The 20,624-nt window shown below is 33.8% G+C and carries 21 protein-coding genes; 13 read left to right on the plus strand and 8 right to left on the minus strand.

Translation table 11 applies throughout. The features are described 5' to 3' along the window. Window positions 1–152 precede the first annotated feature (152 nt). The 3 genes from FJR48_RS06905 to FJR48_RS06915 are packed head-to-tail and all read right to left on the minus strand — an operon-like array spanning window position 153 to window position 3,519. Complete coding sequence (locus FJR48_RS06905) at window positions 153–1,472, minus strand: sodium ion-translocating decarboxylase subunit beta (RefSeq protein WP_152307416.1); 1,320 nt, start codon at window positions 1,470–1,472, stop codon at window positions 153–155. A gap of 5 nt (window positions 1,473–1,477) precedes the next feature. After that, window positions 1,478–3,274 (minus strand): biotin/lipoyl-containing protein, encoded by a 1,797-nt coding sequence (locus FJR48_RS06910; protein WP_152307417.1) that lies wholly within the window; start codon window positions 3,272–3,274, stop codon window positions 1,478–1,480. An 8-nt stretch (window positions 3,275–3,282) separates the two neighbouring features. Then, window positions 3,283–3,519, minus strand: a complete 237-nt coding sequence (locus tag FJR48_RS06915) for an OadG family protein (RefSeq protein ID WP_152307418.1) — start codon at window positions 3,517–3,519, stop codon at window positions 3,283–3,285. A 191-nt stretch (window positions 3,520–3,710) separates the two neighbouring features. On the opposite strand from FJR48_RS06915, the gene FJR48_RS06920 reads away from it, so the two are divergent. Next, window positions 3,711–4,007: a hypothetical protein gene (locus tag FJR48_RS06920; protein WP_152307419.1), complete on the plus strand. Its 297-nt coding sequence runs from the start codon at window positions 3,711–3,713 to the stop codon at window positions 4,005–4,007. Here the strand turns inward: FJR48_RS06920 and FJR48_RS06925 are convergent, their stop codons facing one another. The 3 genes from FJR48_RS06925 to htpG form a co-directional block, all read right to left on the minus strand. Beyond that, the gene (locus FJR48_RS06925) at window positions 4,008–4,523 is read right to left on the minus strand and encodes a hypothetical protein (protein WP_152307420.1); all 516 of its coding nucleotides are present in this window, start codon (window positions 4,521–4,523) and stop codon (window positions 4,008–4,010) included. It lies immediately after the preceding gene. A 201-nt stretch (window positions 4,524–4,724) separates the two neighbouring features. Continuing rightward, window positions 4,725–5,234, minus strand: a complete 510-nt coding sequence (locus FJR48_RS06930; RefSeq protein WP_152307421.1) for a hypothetical protein — start codon at window positions 5,232–5,234, stop codon at window positions 4,725–4,727. Window positions 5,235–5,360: 126 nt separating this feature from the next. Next, entirely contained in the window at window positions 5,361–7,256 is a 1,896-nt protein-coding gene (gene htpG / locus FJR48_RS06935; RefSeq protein WP_152307422.1) for a molecular chaperone HtpG, read from the minus strand. Between the two features lie 199 nt (window positions 7,257–7,455). Here htpG and FJR48_RS06940 point away from each other — a divergent pair, with 199 nt between their 5' ends. The 6 genes from FJR48_RS06940 (at window position 7,456) to abc-f (ending at window position 12,984) form a co-directional block, all read left to right on the plus strand. Beyond that, on the plus strand, window positions 7,456–8,433 hold the full coding sequence (locus tag FJR48_RS06940) for a 5'-nucleotidase (protein WP_152307423.1): 978 nt from the start codon (window positions 7,456–7,458) through the stop codon (window positions 8,431–8,433). Then, window positions 8,430–8,741 (plus strand): hypothetical protein, encoded by a 312-nt coding sequence (locus FJR48_RS06945; protein WP_152307424.1) that lies wholly within the window; start codon window positions 8,430–8,432, stop codon window positions 8,739–8,741. The genes FJR48_RS06940 and FJR48_RS06945 overlap by 4 nt, the downstream gene beginning before the upstream one ends. Continuing rightward, window positions 8,731–10,137, plus strand: a complete 1,407-nt coding sequence (locus FJR48_RS06950) for a nickel/cobalt transporter (RefSeq protein WP_152307425.1) — start codon at window positions 8,731–8,733, stop codon at window positions 10,135–10,137. The genes FJR48_RS06945 and FJR48_RS06950 overlap by 11 nt, the downstream gene beginning before the upstream one ends. Before the next feature lie 152 nt (window positions 10,138–10,289). Next, on the plus strand, window positions 10,290–10,538 hold the full coding sequence (locus FJR48_RS06955; protein ID WP_152307426.1) for a hypothetical protein: 249 nt from the start codon (window positions 10,290–10,292) through the stop codon (window positions 10,536–10,538). Window positions 10,539–10,548: 10 nt separating this feature from the next. After that, window positions 10,549–10,944, plus strand: a complete 396-nt coding sequence (locus FJR48_RS06960) for an ester cyclase (protein ID WP_241856028.1) — start codon at window positions 10,549–10,551, stop codon at window positions 10,942–10,944. Between the two features lie 90 nt (window positions 10,945–11,034). Next, window positions 11,035–12,984: a ribosomal protection-like ABC-F family protein gene (gene abc-f / locus FJR48_RS06965; protein ID WP_152307428.1), complete on the plus strand. Its 1,950-nt coding sequence runs from the start codon at window positions 11,035–11,037 to the stop codon at window positions 12,982–12,984. Here the strand turns inward: abc-f and FJR48_RS06970 are convergent. Together FJR48_RS06970 and FJR48_RS06975 are read right to left on the minus strand one after the other, a co-directional pair. Next, the gene (locus FJR48_RS06970) at window positions 12,981–13,586 is read right to left on the minus strand and encodes a glucosaminidase domain-containing protein (RefSeq protein ID WP_152307429.1); all 606 of its coding nucleotides are present in this window, start codon (window positions 13,584–13,586) and stop codon (window positions 12,981–12,983) included. The two genes, abc-f and FJR48_RS06970, sit on opposite strands and share 4 nt — an antisense overlap. Before the next feature lie 35 nt (window positions 13,587–13,621). Beyond that, the gene (locus FJR48_RS06975) at window positions 13,622–14,971 is read right to left on the minus strand and encodes a class II 3-deoxy-7-phosphoheptulonate synthase (RefSeq protein ID WP_152307430.1); all 1,350 of its coding nucleotides are present in this window, start codon (window positions 14,969–14,971) and stop codon (window positions 13,622–13,624) included. 147 nt (window positions 14,972–15,118) lie between these two features. On the opposite strand from FJR48_RS06975, the gene FJR48_RS06980 reads away from it, so the two are divergent. From FJR48_RS06980 to FJR48_RS07005, 6 genes are all read left to right on the plus strand, one after another. Continuing rightward, a complete protein-coding gene (locus FJR48_RS06980) occupies window positions 15,119–16,033 on the plus strand; it encodes a GGDEF domain-containing protein (RefSeq protein ID WP_152307431.1) in 915 nt (304 codons plus the stop codon). Window positions 16,034–16,036: 3 nt separating this feature from the next. Further along, window positions 16,037–16,687, plus strand: coding sequence for a CvpA family protein (locus FJR48_RS06985; protein ID WP_152307432.1), 651 nt, complete (start codon window positions 16,037–16,039; stop codon window positions 16,685–16,687). Beyond that, entirely contained in the window at window positions 16,680–17,165 is a 486-nt protein-coding gene (locus FJR48_RS06990) for a Fur family transcriptional regulator (RefSeq protein ID WP_152307433.1), read from the plus strand. Before FJR48_RS06985 ends, FJR48_RS06990 begins: the two co-directional genes overlap by 8 nt. A gap of 19 nt (window positions 17,166–17,184) precedes the next feature. After that, on the plus strand, window positions 17,185–18,705 hold the full coding sequence (lysS, locus tag FJR48_RS06995; protein ID WP_152307434.1) for a lysine--tRNA ligase: 1,521 nt from the start codon (window positions 17,185–17,187) through the stop codon (window positions 18,703–18,705). An 83-nt stretch (window positions 18,706–18,788) separates the two neighbouring features. Beyond that, window positions 18,789–20,036 (plus strand): serine hydroxymethyltransferase, encoded by a 1,248-nt coding sequence (locus FJR48_RS07000; protein ID WP_152307435.1) that lies wholly within the window; start codon window positions 18,789–18,791, stop codon window positions 20,034–20,036. A 25-nt stretch (window positions 20,037–20,061) separates the two neighbouring features. Continuing rightward, a complete protein-coding gene (locus tag FJR48_RS07005) occupies window positions 20,062–20,604 on the plus strand; it encodes a DUF1882 domain-containing protein (protein ID WP_152307436.1) in 543 nt (180 codons plus the stop codon). Window positions 20,605–20,624 lie beyond the last annotated feature (20 nt).

Below are 20,624 nucleotides of genomic sequence, written 5' to 3' on the forward strand. Positions count from 1 at the left end.
ATGTAATGCATTTTTGCATTGCATTCTTTCAAAAAATATTCCATACGTTTAAGGTATTTGAGGCGCTTAATGAGGAAAGATACTAAAAGTATCTGACGAGTGTAGCAACGCTAAAGATGCGTTGCTATTTAAATTTTATAATATTTAAAATACTATTGGAATAGAGAGATTAATACACCCGCCGCAACGGCTGAACCGATAACACCTGCAACATTTGGACCCATTGCATGCATTAAAAGCATATTTTGTCTATCATACTCCATACCGACTTTATTTGAAACACGAGCAGCCATAGGTACTGCCGATACACCTGCCGAACCAATTAAAGGATTGATTTTTTCACCAGGGAAAAGGTTCATAATTTTAGCCATAATTACACCTGCCGCAGTACCTACCGAAAAGGCAATAATACCTAGTCCGAGAATAGCTAAAGTTTCAGCTACTAAGAACTGATCGGATGCTAGTTTTGAACCAACTGCTAAACCTAAGAAAATAGTAACAATATTTATAAGCTCATTTTGCATAGTATTGCTTAATCTATCAACGACTCCTGATTCTTTTAAAAAGTTTCCAAACATAAATGCACCGATAAGTGGTGTAGCATCCGGTAATACTAAGATAGCAAGAACTAAAACCATAATAGGAAAAACAAGTTTCTCTAAACGGGATACGTGACGACGAGTAGTCATTTTTATTTTACGCTCGTCATCGTTTGTTAAAGCTTTCATAATTGGAGGTTGAATAATAGGTACCATAGCCATGTAACTATAAGATGCAACAGCAATAGCTCCTAATAATTCAGGTGCAAGAGCTGAAGCGATAAATATAGATGTAGGACCGTCTGCTCCACCGATAATTGAAATTGCGGATGCTTGACGCAGGGTAAAATCAAATATAGTAGTATATTGCGAAAGTGCAACCGCACCGACAAGTGTTCCAAATATACCAAACTGTGCCGCAGCACCTAAAAGAGCGGTTTTAGGATTGGAAAGAAGAGGACCAAAGTCTGTCATTGCTCCAACACCCATAAAAATTAAAATCGGAAATAACTGGTTAGAAAGACCCATTTCATAAATAATTCCCAAGAAGCCTTCAGGTCCTGCAATTCCGGCTACAGGAATATTAGCTAAAAGACCTCCAAAGCCTATAGGTAATAATAAAAGTGGCTCAAATCCCTTTGCAATAGCAAGATAAAAAAGACCAAATGTAACCAGAATCATTATAATACGACCCCAAGATTTATGAAAATCACTCATCTTTTCACCGTGTGAATTTAATTCATTCGGATTAGGATTTACCATGGCATTGATACCTGTTGAATTTAAGAAACCATTTATCATTTGAGTAAACGGTTTCGCTTCATAAGGTTTTAACTCTTTTGTTTGTTCAGGTGCCGGATGAGCAGCTGCAAATGCACTAGTAAGACCTAGAAGCATAAACAAAGCAAGAATTTTTACTAAAAATTTTTTCATAAAGACTATCCTATTACAGCTACGACTTGACCTTCAACTACTTTATCATTTGTAGCAACATTGATTGATTTGATTACACCACCGCGAGTAGCTACTATATCAATTTCCATTTTCATAGATTCCAAAATCATAATAACATCTCCTTCATTAACACTTTGACCAGGATTCATTATAATTTTCCAAACATTACCCGGTACTAATGCTTTAATATCATCACCGGCACCGCCTGCTGCAGGAGCAGGAGCTGAAGTAGAAGCACTTTCTCCGTTTACGGCAGTTACTTGAATATCTGCATCACCCTCTGCTACTTGAACACTAAACTTTTGACCATCTACTACTACAGTATAATTTCCACTCATCTCTTTACTTCCTTCTTTACAATCTTCTTTCATTTGAGAAATTTTTCTAACATTTAATTCGCTTTCACCTTTTAAGAATGCGATACCTTTATCTTGACATGCCGCTGCTATAAAAATATTTTCTTCTGTAATTTCAATATTTTCTTCTTTTAGTTTGTTAATCCAAGTCTCTAAAGATTTAGATTCATCAGCATTTGCCAAATCAAGTGCTTTTTCTTTAGTAGGTTCTAAATTTAACTTTTCAGAAGCAATCTTTACAACTTCAGGATCCGGTTCAACCGGAGTCTTACCAAAGTATCCCAGCACCATTTTTCCGTAACCTGGAGCAATAGCTTTCCATGGACCTTGCATAACATTATTAAGAGCCTGTTGGAAGTAAAACTGTGAAACAGGAGTTACAGAAGTACCGTAACCACCTTTTTCAACAACCTCAGTCATAGCAGCAATAACTTCCGGAAATTTATCTAAAATATCGTTATCGCGCATCATTTGAGTATTTGCAGTTAATGCACCGCCCGGCATTGGAGAAAACGGTATAACAGGTGAAACCATTGTAGCCTCAGGCGGCATAAAATAGTCACTCAAACATGATTGTAATTCTTTTTCATAAGTTAAGATTTTTTCAATCTCTAATCCACCTAAATCAAAGTCCATACCTTTAGTAGCATGAAGCATTGTTAAAATATCAGGTTGGCTAGTTCCGCCACTTACAGGTGCAGCTGCCATATCTATACCGTCAACTCCAGCCTCAAGCGCTGCCATATAAGCAGAAACAGATACACCTGCTGTCTCATGTGTATGAAGACGTAGATGCGTATCTTCAGGAACTAAACTGCGAGCCATCTTGATAGTTTCAAAAACTTTCTGAGGAGATGACGTACCTGAAGCATCTTTAAAACAGATGCTGTCATATGGAATACCGCTGTCTAAAATCTCACGAAGAGTTTTTTCGTAAAAAGCAACATCATGTGCACCGTGGCATCCAGGAGGAAGGTCCATCATTGTTACAACAACTTCGTGTTTAAGTCCGTGATGAGATATTCTCTCACCCGAATATTTTAAATTTTCTACGTCGTTTAATGCGTCAAAATTACGAATAGTAGTAGTACCGTGTTTTTTGAATAGTTTTGCATGTAAATCAATTAATTCTTTACTTCCCGTATCTAACATTACAGTGTTAACACCACGAGCCAATGTTTGAAGGTTTGCATCCGGTCCTACTATTTTACGGAATTTATCCATCATCTCAAATGCATCTTCTTTTAAATAAAAGTATAAAGACTGAAATCTAGCCCCTCCACCAAATTCAAAGTGGTTTATACCTGCTGTTTTCGCAGCTTCAACAGCCGGAAAAAAGTCATCCATAAGTACACGACCACCATATACAGACTGAAAACCATCTCTAAAGGTTGTATCCATTACATCTATAAATTTTTTAGCCATTTTTATCCTTAACCTTCTCTATGATGTTTTATAGCAGCCGATATTGCCGCAATCACTTTTTTATTATCGTTATTATTTGCATTACCGTTTGATGATGCATTACTAGCCTGTGGCTCTGGGAAAAATTTATGAATCAGCGTTGACATAACGTTCATAAGAACGATTAACACCATTAGGAATATGAACACCGTTCCCATTCCAAGACCCAAAAATTTAAAACCCTCAATTACGAGGTTAGTTTCCATAAATCTACCTTTATTTCATAATTTGGGTGCATTATAATACAAAGATGTTTAAATTTACTTTTGGCATCTTTTTAATTTAAAAAATCATACTTTTTTGTTACTTTTTACACTTACATAAATTCTATAATAAAATAAAAAGATTGTTTTGGATAGAATTATTTTTTATAATTATTTATGGAGTATTTTTACATATGATTGCAGGAATGTATGAACAAGAATTTATAGCATACCTAATTTTTGGATTGACACTTAACTTTTTATTTTCTATATTGTTTGGAGTGTATTTAACAAAAAACATAGGTATCGAAGACATGATAAAACTTAAAGGCGATAAAGAACAATCGTTGCTGGTAAGTATAAGTCTTTTTATCCCTTTTGCCAAGATGCTAATTACATTATACAGAGTCGGCATACTTCAAATATATTTTTTAAACAGAGGTTATTCTCACAAAGAGTTTTGGATATATATGACACATAAAAGAGATTAATTAGTTTTTATTTAATTCTGATATACATTTATCACTTATATTGTTTTTAAACAAACCTATTTTATTCTCTTTGGCATAGATTTGTGCCTGTATCAGAGAATATTCAAACTCTTCACTTTTTGCAAGCGGATTTTTAAGTGCTAATCCGTTTTTAACCAAAAGCTCGGACATTGTCATTTTTCCTTTTGCATAAAGAATACATTTTTCTTCTTTAAATTCTATATGATACAGCTGTCTGTTTTTTAGCAAATTTTGTGTAAAATATTTACTCATGGGATTTTGAAAATAAAACTCTTGAATATTTTTTTTACATTCTGAATTAAACTCCGCCCTATTATATAATTCATCCACCGTTATAACACCGTATGGTCTGCATATAAATTCATATAATCCTATGCTGAATTTTTGAAATTCATTTGTACTTACAGACCTTAGTGTGGCGAGTGTAGGCTCTTTTGCAAAGGATAAAGAAACAAAAAGACTTAAAAATGCGATATGCAACAATATTTTACTCATATAACATACTAACATGATATAATAAATTTATGAAAGATTTTAAGTTAAAAATGATTCTTAGTATTTTGTCAGGGATTATTTTTTCATTTGTATTTATAATTTTAGCCCTCTCTTTACCGGTAAGAGAAAAAACAGTTACTAAAAAACCAAATGAAAATTTATTGGAGAAAATTTCAGGTTCTATTAGAAAATAATTGAAAATTAGAGCGAGTCTTTTACTTTTTTTAACTTTAAAACATCATATGCATAACTAGGATTCAGTTTAAAGGCACACGCCATCAAAGCTTCTATACATCTTTTTAAATGTTCTAAATCATCATGTTTATTCATCAAATCCGTTAATAAAACCTGAGCATCTTCTATTCTCAAATTTCTAGCTACACCCAAGTTTTTATGTGCAAGGTTTTTAAGTTCTAATTTTTTCAACTCTTTTTCTGAACCTATAGTTTTTGAAATATTTTCTAAACTATCATGAAACATATTATATGTCTTAAAAATTTGTGAAATATAGTCTTCAATAAGCTGAATAATTAGTTTTTTATCCAAGCCTAATTCGTTAGCAGGTATTGAATAATCATAAATGTAAGGAATCCTAAAGGAAGTTTCTTTATCTCTGAATACATTATCGCATACGGATTTTGCAAGTTCTAATATTGATGCAATATTATCTTCTTTTGAAATAGTGTCATCAATTTCTACTTTATTTAACATAAACTTCCCAGATTTTATTTAATTAAGATTATAGTCAAATTTAACTGAGAATTCAATCATTTTGTAGAATTGATTCACATAAATCAATATATGAGTGCTACAAAAACACACATATATTGTTAATTTCTATATAGCTTTTGTGATAATCCTATTTAAACGTGATATAAAATCTGCGGTATCATCAAGTTCTTGTCCGTCAAACAGTTTAGCTTGATCCAGTAAGACATGTGCAGCATCGTTAACTAAGTTTACATCAGAAGAATCTTTTAGTTTTTCAAGCAACTCATGTTTAGGATTTATTTGTAAAATCGGTTTTGGAGCAGGATGGTCACCACCGTCTTGACCCATCTGTTTCATCATCTGTGCCATCATATATGCGGGGTCTTCTTTATCCTCTTTTAACTTAACAGGTGAATCTACCAAATCCGTTGTAGTCTCAACATCTTTAACACTCTCACCTAAAGCTTCTTTAAACTGCCCTACTAAACCTTCATAAGTTTTAGCAGTCTCTTCTTGGGCTTTTGTCTCTTGTTCATCTAACTCAAATTTTGCATCTGAAATATGAACCAGTTTATACTCTTTATATTCAGTTACCATCGGGAAAATAATTCCGTCAACCTCTTCATTTAAAATTAATACATCGATACCTTTAGCTTTAAAACGCTCCAAAGACGGAGATGCTTTTAACATCTCAACAGAAGTTTTACCCGTAATGTAATATATCTCTTTTTTTTCTTCATCTACATTTTTGACAAAATCTTCTATCATCACTTTTTCAGAAGAATTTAGAGTGTTAAACTGTAAAAGCTCTAAAATCTTTTCACGGTTTGCAAAGTCGTTGTAAAGACCTTCTTTAAGAACATTTCCAAATTCCCCGTAGAATTTATCATAATTTTCTTTATCTTTTTTGCTCATTTTAGCAAGTTCAGATAAAACTTTTTTAACAGATGCATTTTTAATTTTAGCCATTACTGCATTTGATTGTAAAATTTCACGAGATACGTTTAAAGGTAAATCTTTTGAATCAATTACACCGCGTAAGAAACGTAAGTATGTAGGCATTAACTCTTTTTCATCATCCGTAATAAATACACGATTGATATATAGTTTAATTCCTGTTTGATAATCAACTCTGTATAAATCCATCGGAGCTTTACTAGGGATATAAAAAAGAGTTGTATATTCTATTGCACCTTCTGCTTTATTGTGCATCCAAGTAAGAGGTTCTTCGCTTGAATGTGCAAACGAGCTGTAAAAATCCTTGTATTCTTCATCTTTGATATCTTTTTTCGCAATAGTCCAAAGAGCGTTTGCTTTGTTTATCTGTTTGTTTTCAATCTCGGTTTTACTAGGCTCTGTCTCTTTTCCTTCATCATCAGTTACTGCAGGGATATACTTTTCTTTATCCATAAAAATAGGGAAAGGTATGTGGTTAGAATACTTTTTAATAATGCTCTCTACTCTATACTCTTCTAAAAATTCACTTTCATCATCTTTTAAGTGCATAACGATAGTAGTACCGTGTCCGTCCTGAGTTGCATTTTCTATCTCAAACTCACCAGCACCGGTACTTGTCCAGATGTAAGCCTGATCTTCTCCTGCTTTTTTTGTAGTTACTTCTACTTTATCAGCTACCATAAAACATGCATAAAAACCAACACCGAATTGACCGATAAGTTGAGAGTCTTTTTTCTGATCACCCGTCATATTTTCTAAGAATGCTTTAGTACCGCTCTTTGCGATAGTACCGAGGTTATTCATCAGATCCTCTTCATTCATACCGATACCGCTATCTTTGATTGTAAGAGTTTTTGCTTCTTTATTTGCTACTATATCTATACGAGGTGAGAAAGTCACATCTTTGTACTTTTCATCTGTTAAAACAAGCATATTTAACTTATCTAACGCATCCGATGCATTTGACACTAACTCACGAATAAAAATTTCTTTGTTTGAGTAAAGTGAATGTGTCATTAAGTGTAATATTTGATCTGCTTCTGTTTGAAACTGATGTTTTGCCATTTTATATCCTTTTTATAGTGTAAATCTATATTTTATAATTGAAATATTAGCAAAAAAAAGTTAATAATTGCAAATTAAATCAAGTTTATTTAGTCTATATGACTAAAGTTAATTTAGCTTATTTTGCTTTATCTTAATATTATAATTTAAGCACTATAAAAAAATATTCTTACTATAATACTTTTTTCAAAGGATATATATGCCGATAGATCTTTCTGAATCACTTGTAATAGGGATTTCTGCCACAGCTTTATTTGATTTATCAGAATCTGATAAAATTTTTCAAAGCAAAATTATAAATGATCCCGATACTGCAATAGAAGAGTACAGAAACTATATGCTTAAAAATGAAAACGAACCCCTTGAAGACGGAACAGGCATGCCTCTTGTCAAAGCACTTTTAAATCTAAACAAACACAAAAAAGACGGTGATGCTCCAATAGTTGAAGTGGTCGTAATGTCAAGAAACAGCCCTGAAACAGGTGTACGTGTTTTAAACGAGATACGCAGACGAAATTTAAATATTTCACGTTCGGCATTTACCGCGGGTGAATCAAACGTAGATTATTTAGAAGCTTTTTATGTCGATTTGTTTTTAACTACGAGCGAAGAAGATGCACAAAAAGTAATAGACAGTAATGTTTGTGCGGCAGCTATCGTAAAAGCACCGCCTAAATCAAATAAGCATCTAAAAGAAGACCAAGTTCGTTTTGCATTTGATGCAGATGCAGTTATATTTAATGAAGATAGTGAAATAGTTAACCAGACAAAAGGTTTACCCTCCTTTCATGAAAATGAAGATAAAAATCAAGATGAACCTTTAGCTCAAGGTCCACATGCCAATCTTCTAAAAAAACTATCTAAAATCCAAGAAAGACTACCCGGACGTATAGAATACTCACCTATAAAACTGGCAATTATGACGGCACGAAACTCACCTGCGGAGATGCGGGTTATAAAAACATTAAGAAGCTGGAACGTATATGTAGATGAAGCATTTTTTTTAGGTGGGTTAGAAAAAAGCAGGTTTTTAAAAGCTTACAAACCGCATATATTTTTTGACGACCAAGATTCCCATTTAGACCCTGCTTCAGGTGATGTACCATCCGCAAAAGTACTCTATCCGACTATATCTCCTCTTAAGAAGATAATTGAGAGTAAAAAGAGTAGCAAATGACAAACGATATAATAGATATGATTGAACAAACACCAAAATTACACTCTTTTAAGTGCAAAGCTGTCTCTTATATAATATGGGTATTTTTAAAGTTCACTACTTATATTGCAACACTCGTTGTATGGTATATATATGATTATTTTATAGCTTTTTTCACATTTATTTTATCTTTTATAGTTGTAGGAATTATACGCTCAAAAATGAGAAACAGTGCAATTCCTCTAAAACAACAGGAGTATCAATATAACGATAAAGGCATAGCTGACTGGTTCAGTGCAAGAGAGATATGTGTAGGTTATGACAATTAAAACTATTATTTTTACGGCTCTATTGTCTTATAATCTTTTTGCATGTGCGACATGTGCATTAATGGTACCTACGGCAGAGGTTAAACTGCAACTCGATATTAAAGATAAAAGTGTTAAAAACATCCATTTTGTATGGGAATTTTCGGATATTTATATAGATGAGATTAGAGCCCAATACGATAAAAACAAGAACTCAAAATTAGACAAAGAAGAGTTAGACATCATTTTAGATATAAAAAACAACTATCTGCAAAATAAAAATATGTTAAGCAAAATAAAATTAATAGATTCAAATGAAAATTCCAAAACACTTTCCCCTGTTTATGAAAATTTTAGCCTGCATATAAAAAACAATCAGCTAATATATACTTTCGATGGCAAGGTAGATGCGTCCCTACAAGAAAAGTCTAGATTATCTTTTGTTTTTGAAGATGATGAAGCTTTTTTTAGTTTTGTCGTTACAGATATAAATACAACTTCTAAAGAGCCGTTTTATGAGGCTAATCCATATCTATTTACCGCAAACATCCTCTTCTCCTATAGCGGTTTTAACGATAAAAAAATCCAAGTTCAGAAAAAAAACAAAACAGTAGATGCAAGTTCAGATATAAATAAAACGCTTGTAAAAGAGAAACTTTCACAGGAAAATATACTGAAAAAGAGTATAGAAAAAATAAAATCTCTTTTTGAATCTATAAAAGACGAATCAAATCCATTGACATATATCTCTCTTCTTCTATTTGCATATATATACGGGGTTGTACACGCCCTTGGACCTGGACACGGAAAAACATTGGTAGCTAGCTACTTTTTAACAAATGACAAATCATATCTAAAAGCTCTTTTTATATCGTTGGCAATCGGTGTAGTCCATACTTTTTCGGCATTTTTTCTGACACTAGCTATATACTTCTTTATTGATGCATTGTTTGCACAGTTTATAGATAATGCCGTTTTTTATACTACCAAGATATCCGCACTTATTATTATTTTTATAGCGGTATATCTGCTTTTGAAAAAACACAAGCTATATAAAGAGTTGGCAAAACCGAAATTTACTTTCTCAACTGCTCCACATCCTCAAACTTGCGGATGCGGTTCATGCAAGGTTGATAAAGACTCGACGGATGCAGCACTTATAATCTCTGCCGGCATCATACCCTGCCCAGGAACTATAACTATTTTTATATTTTCTCTATCGCTTGGACTATACTATGCCGGCTTTTTATCCGCACTCGTTATGAGTCTTGGTATGAGTACTATTATATTTTTATCTGCAGTTTTGAGTGTATATATGCGTAAAAAAACAGATACGAATCTAAAAGTTAAAAAGTTTTTGGAATATGGAAGTTTATCTATTATACTTATTCTTGGGCTGATTTTGCTTATTGGATAATTTTTTACCAAAAAACTAAAAATACAACACAAATTTTCTCAAAATAAGAGTATAATTTCTAACTCATATGAGTGGTTTTTTCGGCTGTGTTTGATATCTTCTATCAAACAACATTTTTCTAATATATAGATTTATTTTTTATTGAGGACACAATGAACATTTCAGATATGGTATTTGACATGGAACTTGCCGGCGTTGATGCTGAACATATTGCAGGCATCGTTGAACTTTGCAAAAACAAAGGTTTTAGTAGTGAGATGGTTGATGAAGAGTTAATAAAACTTGGTTATCCAAAAATTTTCACTATAGAATATGATGATTATGATGAGTATAATAGTTTTGACGATGAAGACTATTATTCAATGGAAAAATTTTCACATAAACGTCAATTGAGAGATTAAGAAGATTATGATGACAAACAGAGAAATCGTATCGGCTTATTATCAAATGTGGAATGAAAAAGATTTTGATAAAGCGGATAAACTTTGCGATGAAGATATTCGTTTTCGAGGTTCACTCGATATTACGGCAAACGGAATTGAAGGTTTTAAAGAGTATGCTCAAATGCTAACAAAAGCATTTCCAAATCTTTATCATGCCATAGAAATATCTGTTTTTGAAAACGATATGGCAGCGATATACGTTACATACTCAGGTACGCACGAGGGTAAAATATTCGATTATGAACCAACAGGAAGAAGGATATCATACTCCGGTGCTTCATTTATACATATAAAAAACGAAAAGATTTACAGTATAAATATATTGGGTGACTTAAATTCGCTACATAAACAACTCAGTTCCTAAGATATTTTAATTTAAATATCTTTAGACTCCTTTTACCACAACTAGGGTATCATTTCATACTTTAAGATACTCTAGGAAATTCAAAAACTCATGGCTTTAATAGACCTATTAAATATATCAAAACATTACGAAGCACAAAAAATTTTAACAGAGATAAATTTTCATATAGATGAGGGTGAACGTATCGTTGTCATAGGTAAAAACGGCAGCGGTAAATCTACACTTATGAAAATTGTAAACGGCACGCTTGAGCAAGATGACGGTGAGCGTATAATTCGTCAGGGCTTAGAAGTTAAAATGCTAGATCAGCGTCCAGTATTTGAGCCTGAGCATAATGTAAGAGATGCTGTTGAAGCAGGACTAAAAGAGATAAACAAAGCCAAAAAAAGATATGATGAACTCTCACACCTTATAGCTGAAGATTTTGAAAATAAAAAACTTATAGATGAGCATGAGAAACTATCAAAATATATAGAGCATCACTCTGCTTGGAATTTGGATGATAAAATTGAACGCATCATCCAACATTTTGATTTAAAGCGATATGAGAATAAAAATATAAACCTCTTAAGCGGTGGGGAACAACGCCGTGTAGCCTTAGCTTCACTACTACTTCAAAAGCCCGACATATTACTACTTGATGAACCTACAAACCACCTTGACGTATATATGGTTGAGTTTTTAGAACAGCTTCTTTTAAAGGAGCGTTTTACTCTTGTGTTTATCTCTCACGATAGATATTTTATAGATAAAGTCGCAACAAAGACTATAGAAGTTGAAGATGAAAAACTAAGACAATATTCCGGCGGTTATTCAGACTACCTTACACAAAAAGAGGAATATTTACGTACACTGCAAAAGCAACATGAAAATATGCTTGGTCTTTTAAAAAGAGAAAATGAATGGTATTCCCGCGGAGTACGTGCAAGACTTAAAAGAAACGAAGGTCGAAAAGAACGTTTGATGGAGCTCCGCGAAGCTGCAAAAACAAATCCTGCTCAAATCCGTAAGATGAGCTTGGAACTTCAACGCGAAGCTAAACACTTCAACCGTGACAAAAGCGTAAATAAACAAAAGATGCTTTTTGAAGTTGAAGATTTGGGTTTAACTCTGGGTGATAAGGAACTTTTACACGATTTTAATACACGCATACTCCAAAAAGACGTAATAGCCATAGTAGGACCAAACGGAAGCGGAAAATCTACACTTCTTAAAGCCCTTCTTGGACGTATAAAACCAACACACGGTACTATAAAACAGGGTGAATTTAAAATAGGTTATTTTGACCAGCACCGTGAGATGCTAGATGATGATAAAAACCTTATAGAGACTTTTTGCCCTTTTGGCGGAGACAGGGTTGAAGTTCGCGGAAAAAATATGCATGTTTACGGATACCTTAAAAACTTTCTTTTTCCACGTGAATATCTGGATAAAAAGATAGGCGTACTCAGCGGAGGAGAAAAAAACCGTATAGCACTTGCCCTACTCTTTACCAAAAATGTAGATATTTTAATTCTTGATGAACCTACAAACGACTTAGACATTCCAACTATCAATATACTTGAAGAACAGCTTGTCAATTTCTCCGGTGCAGTCATAATAGTTAGTCACGATAGATATTTTGTAGATAAAATTGCAAAAAAATTATTTATATTTAAAAAAGATAAGACCATTGAGGAATCTTACCAAAACTATTCTGAGTATCTTGAAATCGAGAGTGAGTTAAAACAGCTAGACGAAATGGAAAGAGAGGCAGAATCTACATCTAAAAAAGTGGAAATAAAAGAGCAAAAAAGTAAACCTCTAAGACTGACATATAAAGAAAAAATAGCTTTGGAAAAACTACCTGCAGAAATAGAGGAACTCGAAGCTAAAATAGATGAAAAAAATAACTGTATAGCTAATCCTGATTGTTACCAAGAGATTGGGCTTACAAAACTAGCATCTGAGCTTGAGGAGTTAGAAACTACTTATGAGCAAAAAGTTGAAGAGCTACTTACCATAGAGGAAAAAATTGAAGAGATAGAGAATCAAAGTTAATATTTATAAAGCTTATTATACTTTATAACTTTAATTAGTTCTTCACTGTATTTGGAACGCTTTTCTGAATACATATCAAGCTTTTTAACAAGTTTAAACGGGTCATCGGTTTTCATCTTCAATTCACGAAACTCCGCATATGCATAGCCGGTTGCTAAAACAAAGTAATAATCTCTTATAGAGTCGGTTAGACTAGGATATTTTTTTACATATACAGTCTTATCTACTCGTTTTACGCTTGCAGGAATTCTTGGTTCATTTTTGTTATATGACCAAATACCAAAAAGATTATTTGCAACTTTTGTAAAACGTGAAGTTGCCCATCCACTCTCCATAGCAGCTTGAGCTATAGCTATACTTTTTGGATGCGGTTTAACTCTTTTTAGTAAATCTTTATAGTTTTTTGCTTTATATTTTTTCATATACTTAAGGACAACAGAACTGTTTGTATTGTTATTATCTATATTTTTTTTGAGAGTTTTGTATCTGTAGTCTAGTTCTGCGTACACTTTATTTACGGCAGGGACTACCAATTTATAAAAGCTTTGTTTTTTTACTTTTGTTTCATTTGAAAAAGCTAAGACCGGGAAAACCAACCCCAAACACAGGATTAGTTTTAAAACCTGTGTTTGCAAGCTTATTTTCTAACTTCTTTTAAAGTGTCGGCAATTAAAAATGCCAGTTCTAAAGATTGGTCTGCATTTAAACGCGGGTCACAATGTGTGTGATAACGAGAACTCAAATCCTCTTCTCTTACTACAAACGAACCGCCTATACACTCGGTTACATTCTTACCTGTCATCTCCAGATGCACACCACCGCCGTACGTACCTTCTGATTTATGAACTTGGAAGAACTGTTTCATCTCTTTTAAAACTGCATCTACGGGACGAGTTTTATAATTGTTAGATGATTTTATAGTATTACCGTGCATCGGATCACACGACCAAAGTACATTTAATCCTTCACGCTCAACCGCACGAATCAGTTTAGGCATACCCTCACCTACTTTATCTGCACCCATACGAACTATCACATTTAATCTTCCAGCTTCATTTTTAGGATTTAATACATTAGCTAGCTTGATTAAGTCTTCAGGATCCATAGAAGGTCCCGCTTTTATCCCTATAGGATTATTAATACCCTTCATATATTCAACGTGAGCACCGTCAAGCTGACGAGTTCTATCCCCAATCCAAACCATATGTGCGGCAGTATTGTACCATTCACCGCTAAGTGAATCTTTTCTCGTAAATGCTTCTTCATACGGAAGCAAAAGAGCTTCATGCGATGTGTAAAAATCTGTTTCACGCAAATTTCTATAAGTTTTTGACGTAATTCCGCATGCCTGCATGAATTTTAAAGAAGTTTCAATCTCTTCTGCCAGCTTTTCATAGTGTTCCGCTGCTTCACTTTTATGCGCAAAATCAAGGTTCCACTGGTGAACTTTATGTAAATCCGCCATACCGCCCGTAGCAAAAGCACGAAGTAGGTTTTGTGTAGCTGATGCTTGGTTATAAGCTTTTATCATACGTTCAGGATCCGGTACGCGAGCCTCTTTTGAGAACTCAACACCGTTTATAATATCTCCACGGTATGAATCAAGTGTAACACCGTCTATCGTTTCAGTATCGGATGAGCGAGGTTTTGCAAACTGTCCTCCCAAACGACCGACTTTTACAACAGGGACACCACCTGCATATGTCATAACAACAGCCATTTGCATCAGTACTTTGAAAGTATCGCGAATATTATTGGCATGAAACTCGCTAAAACTCTCAGCACAGTCACCGCCTTGAAGTAAAAATGCTTCTCCGCGAACAACATCTGCCAATTGTTCTTTTAATCTTTTTGCTTCCCCTGCAAATACAAGTGGTGGGTAAGTTTTTAACTCTGCTAGAACTCTGTTTAAATGTTCTTTATCTTGATATGTCGGTTGTTGTAAAATCGGTTTACTTCTCCAGCTTTCCGGTGTCCAAATACCCATAATTTATACCTTAATTTATAATTTTCGTAATTTTATCCAAAAATACCTAAGTTATACTTTATATCGTGTCTTAAATCCTTTAGTATCCATAAAGCTTAAAAGTGTATAATGTCGGAAAATAAAATTTATGAATAAAGAAATTTCACAATGGCAATAAATGAATTAAAACCTCTCCTAGATGAATTGTGTTTAAATATAACGGATTTTCTTAACGAAAACACAGAAATAACCAAAGAACATTTATCCGAGTACTTAAAAAATTCTGCTAAATTAATATCTGATATTTCCGATAACGATTTAACTTCTTATAACACCCAAAAAAACTTACTTGCCGATAACTATAAAAACATTGCAAAAGAGTGTCTTACTTCTTATGAAAAAACCAGTTCTAAAATCTCTAAACTTTCCGAGAAACATAAAGAAGCCATAGCTGCATGTGAAATAGAACCTATTAATTTGCCTAAATTAACTTCGAAATTTAACGAAATTCAAAATCATATGGTTGATGAAGTAGCAAGAGCAAATTTTATAATCTCTGAACTCTCTACGCAAATTAAAGATTTAGAAGAAAAATCAAATCTTGACCCGCTTACAAAAATATACAACAGGGGTGCACTAAATAAATACTTGGCTGATATGTGTGAAAATGCAACCGATAAATACGAAACACATCTTTTGGTAATAGATATAGATGATTTTAAGCAGATAAATGATGAATTCGGGCATATAGCAGGCGATAAAATTCTTATTTATATATCAAAAATATTAAAAAGAACTCTAAGAGACGGAGATAAAGTTTTTAGATTCGGAGGCGAAGAATTTATAGTTATTCTAAACAGGATAAAAGACGGTGAATGTATAACAATCGCAAAAAGACTTTTAAGACTCGTAAGTGAGAATAAACTGATTTATAAAGGTAACAATATAGGTGTTACAATAAGTATAGGCGCTACAAAGCTCAAAGTAGGCGATACTCCGGAATCATTTATTACAAGAGCGGACAAAGCTTTATACAGATCAAAGCATTCAGGCAAAAATAAAATATCTACGGAGCCTATATAAAATATGGAAGTGAACTATTTTGATATTATTGCGAGTGCGATAATTCTACTTTTGGGATTAAAAGGAATTTTAAACGGTTTTTTTAAAGAAGTTTTCGGTTTACTGGGTATCATCGGAGGTATATTTATAGCTTCCAGATTCGGTCCTGAAGTAGGAGAATATTTAAATAATCTTATTTTTAATTTTGACAACAAAGGTGCTATAGGCTTTACCGGTTTTTTAGTTACCTTGGGTATCTTTTGGTTACTGATGATAAGTACAGGTTTAGCGTTTAAAAAATTAAGCAAGATAAGTGGACTTGGTGTATATGATAGAATTTTAGGCTTTACGTTCGGTGCAAGTAAGTTCTTTCTTATTGCTGCCGTAATTGCACATGCCGTTTATAACGTAAACTCGTTAAGACCTACCATTGATTCCGCAATGCAAAATTCATTTTTATTTCCTATACTTACCAAAACCGGTTCGGTTATAATGAAAATTGATCCGGTATCCGTTAGCGACGATATAAATAAGACTATCGATAATGCGACAAAAACAATTGAAAAACAAACTCAGACTATAATCGATGAGAAAGCAAAAGAGATCGCTAAAGATGTAGATAATCAAATCAAAGAGCAATTTGAAACAAATCAAAAGGAGATATTTAATGAGTGATATTTCAACGAATTTTTCAGAACGTACAGTTGAGTATAATAAACTTTTAGAAGACTTTAAAAAACTTCTTAAAAAAAACAATCTAAAATTTACTATCCAAAGAGAAGTGATATTGGAATCTTTATACAATTCCAATGAGCATCTGACTCCTGAATCTTTGCATCAGGTACTGCAAAAAAAGTATTCTGAACTAAATATAGGGATAGCTACGGTTTATAGAACACTCTCCTTACTTGAAGATTCTAAAATGGTTACGTCTTTATCTTTTGGAGCACAAGGTAAAAAATATGAACTCGGGGCTAAAAACCATCATGACCATCTTATATGTACAAGATGTTCAAAGATAACAGAGTTTGTTGATGAACAGATAGAAGCCAGACAACATAAAATTGCTGATGAATTAGGTTTCAAGATGCAAGACCATTCCATGCAGATATACGGTATATGTAAAGAATGCCAAGAAAAAGAAAATAAATAAACAAATTAAGGAAGAAATATTGGCTTTTGAAAATAAATTTATACAACAAAGAATCCAAAAAGCACAAACACTAAAAGAATCTGGATACAATCCATATTCAAATGATTCAAAAAGAAATACGACTATAGCAAAATATTTAAACGTAAATGCAGATATTGAACATAAAGAAGATAAACGTGATGAAAATCGTCACTACACTGTAAGTGGACGCATAAAACTTCAACGTATTATGGGTAAGGCAAGTTTTATAAAAATCGAAGATGAGAGCGGGATGCTTCAAGTATATGTAGCACGCGACAATTTACCTGAAGGCTTTTATAACGATATATTCAAGAAAAATATTGAAGTAGGTGATATTGTAGAAGTAGAAGGTTATCCCTTTGTAACCGGTAAAGGTGAACTCTCCCTTCATGCAAACGATCTTAAACTTTTAACAAAAGCTATAGCACCGTTACCTGAAAAGTTTCACGGTGTAACTGATAAAGAGATTAGGTATAGAAAAAGATATTTAGACCTTATCATGAATGCCGAAGTTAGAAAAACCTTCCAAATTCGTTCACGTGTAATTTCCCTGACTCGTCACTTTTTTGAAGACAAAGGTTTCTTGGAAGTTGAGACTCCTATGATGCATCCGATTGCCGGTGGAGCAAATGCAAAACCTTTTGTTACGCATCACAATGCACTAGGTATCGACAGATATTTAAGAATAGCACCGGAGTTGTATTTAAAACGTCTTATAGTCGGTGGTTTTGAAGCTGTATTTGAGATTAACCGCAACTTTAGAAATGAAGGTATGGATGCTACCCACAATCCTGAGTTTACATCTATAGAATTTTACTGGGCATATAAAACATACAGAGATTTAATCACTATTACAAAAGAGTATTTTGAGTATCTTTTTGAACACTTAGACCTTCCAAAACGTCTTCCTTACGGGGATATGGAAGTAGATTTTGATAAATTTACAGAGATTCCTTTAATTCAGTCGCTTACGGATATAGGTGGTGTTCCATCTGATGTAGTTAACGATAAAGAAAAGATACTAGATTATTTAAGAAGTAAAAATCTTGAAGCAGATGCGAATATGACACTTGGTTACCTGCAGGGTGAACTGTTTGATGAATTTGTTGAAGAAAAACTAATCAACCCTACTTTTATAACTGAATATCCTGTTGACTTATCTCCACTAGCAAGAAGAAACGATGAAAATCCTGATATTACAGAGAGATTTGAACTGTTTATTGCAGGTCGAGAAATTGCAAATGCATTTAGCGAGCTTAACGATCCTGTTGACCAATATGAGCGTTTTGTTGCACAAGGTGCGGCAAAAGAAGGCGGTGACGACGAAGCTCATGAAATGGATATGGATTTTGTAGATGCACTTAGTTACGGTATGGCTCCAACAGCAGGTCAAGGTATAGGTATAGACAGACTCGTTATGCTGCTTTCAAATGAACACAGCATCCGAGATGTACTTCTTTTCCCTGCTATGAAACCACTCAGTGAAAGCACTTCAATAGAAGAAACTGAAGAAGATTAATCTTCTTCATCTATCTATTCAGTCGTTTATAATTATTTTTTTTGTAAAATCGCCCTATTTAAACCTACAAGGAATTTTGTAACATGAGTTTTTTACAAGAATTTGATAAAGAGATTTTCGATTTATGCGAAAAAGAGTTGGAAAGACAAACCGATCATTTAGAGATGATTGCATCTGAGAACTTTACGCTTCCTGCAGTTATGGAAGCTATGGGTTCTGTTTTTACAAATAAATATGCCGAGGGTTATCCTGCTAAACGTTACTACGGCGGTTGTGAATATGCCGACAGCGTTGAACAATTGGCAATTGACCGTGCATGTGAACTTTTTGGATGTAAATATGCAAATGTCCAACCTCACTCAGGTTCTCAAGCTAACGCTGCCGTTTATGCGGGTCTTTTAAAAGCAGGTGATAAGCTTTTAGGTATGGATTTAAGTCACGGCGGTCACTTAACTCATGGTTCAAAACCAAGTTTTTCCGGTCAAAACTATTCAAGTTTTACTTATGGTGTTGAGCTTGACGGTCGTATGAACTATGATAAAATCATGGAAATAGCAAAAGCCGTTAAACCAAAAATTATAGTTTGTGGTGCTTCCGCATATGCTCGTGAAATAGACTTTAAAAAATTCCGTGAGATAGCTGACGAAGTAGGAGCTATAATGTTTGCGGATATAGCTCACGTTGCTGGTTTAGTTGCTGCCGGCGAACACCCTAGTCCATTCCCTCATGCACACGTAGTAACTACTACTACGCATAAAACTCTTGCAGGACCACGCGGTGGTATGATTATGACAAACGATGAAGAGATTGCTAAAAAAATGAACTCTGCAATCTTCCCTGCTCTACAAGGTGGACCTTTAGTGCATGTAATTGCTGCAAAAGCAGTTGGATTTAAACATAACCTAAGCCCTGCTTGGAAAGAGTATGCTAAACAAGTTAAAGCTAATGCAAAAGTTTTAGCCGAAGTACTTATAAAACGCGGTTATGATGTAGTAAGCGACGGTACTGATAATCACTTAGTATTAGTTTCTTTTGTTGGTCGTGAAATATCAGGTAAAGATGCAGATGCAGCACTTGGCAATGCAGGTATTACCGTAAATAAAAACACTGTTCCCGGTGAGACAAGAAGCCCGTTTGTAACTTCAGGTATCAGAGTAGGTTCTCCTGCACTTACAAGTCGTGGTATGAAAGAGAAAGAGTTTGAGATTATTGCGAACAAAATAGCAGATGTTTTAGATGATATAAATAACACAGAATTACAGGCAAAAGTAAAAGAAGAGTTAAAAGAGTTAGCTCAAAACTTTGTTATTTACAACCAATCAACTTACTAATAAAAATAAAAAAAGGGATATTTAAATGACTGCTATGGATATGAAACTTATTAAAATGATTACCAGCCACTATTGGCAAAAAAGTGATTCGGTAGTTGATAAGATTTCTTTTAAAGGACGTACTTTTTACAATAAATTTAAAAAAGTAAACGCTCCTTTAAACTCGCAAGTCATAAATAAACACCTTAAAGGCGAAATTACCGTCGCGCATTCTTTAGTAAACGCCCGCGGAAAAGTTGAAAATATAGTTATAGACTATAACGGTAGAGATCCTGAAAGGTTTTATCACAAGGCACAACTTTTGCTACGGGAAGAGGGATATATAAACTTTACGGCATACAAGACGAAAACAGAGGGTCATCTTCACGTATATATACATAAAGGTCATACCACTTTACAAGAGGCTATACAACTTGGTAAAATGATTAGTATGAAACTAGCTGCAAAACAACCAAAGCAGTGGCGTATGTTTCCAAATAACGATATGCCTAACGAGTATAACATACTTACGCTACCTTATGAGGTATATGCTAAAGAACGCGGTGCTTCTTGGTCGAAGCATATGTAAAATAAAAATAGGAGTTTAAA

The sequence above is a fragment of the Sulfurimonas lithotrophica genome, from assembly GCF_009258225.1.
GTDB lineage: Bacteria > Campylobacterota > Campylobacteria > Campylobacterales > Sulfurimonadaceae > Sulfurimonas > Sulfurimonas lithotrophica.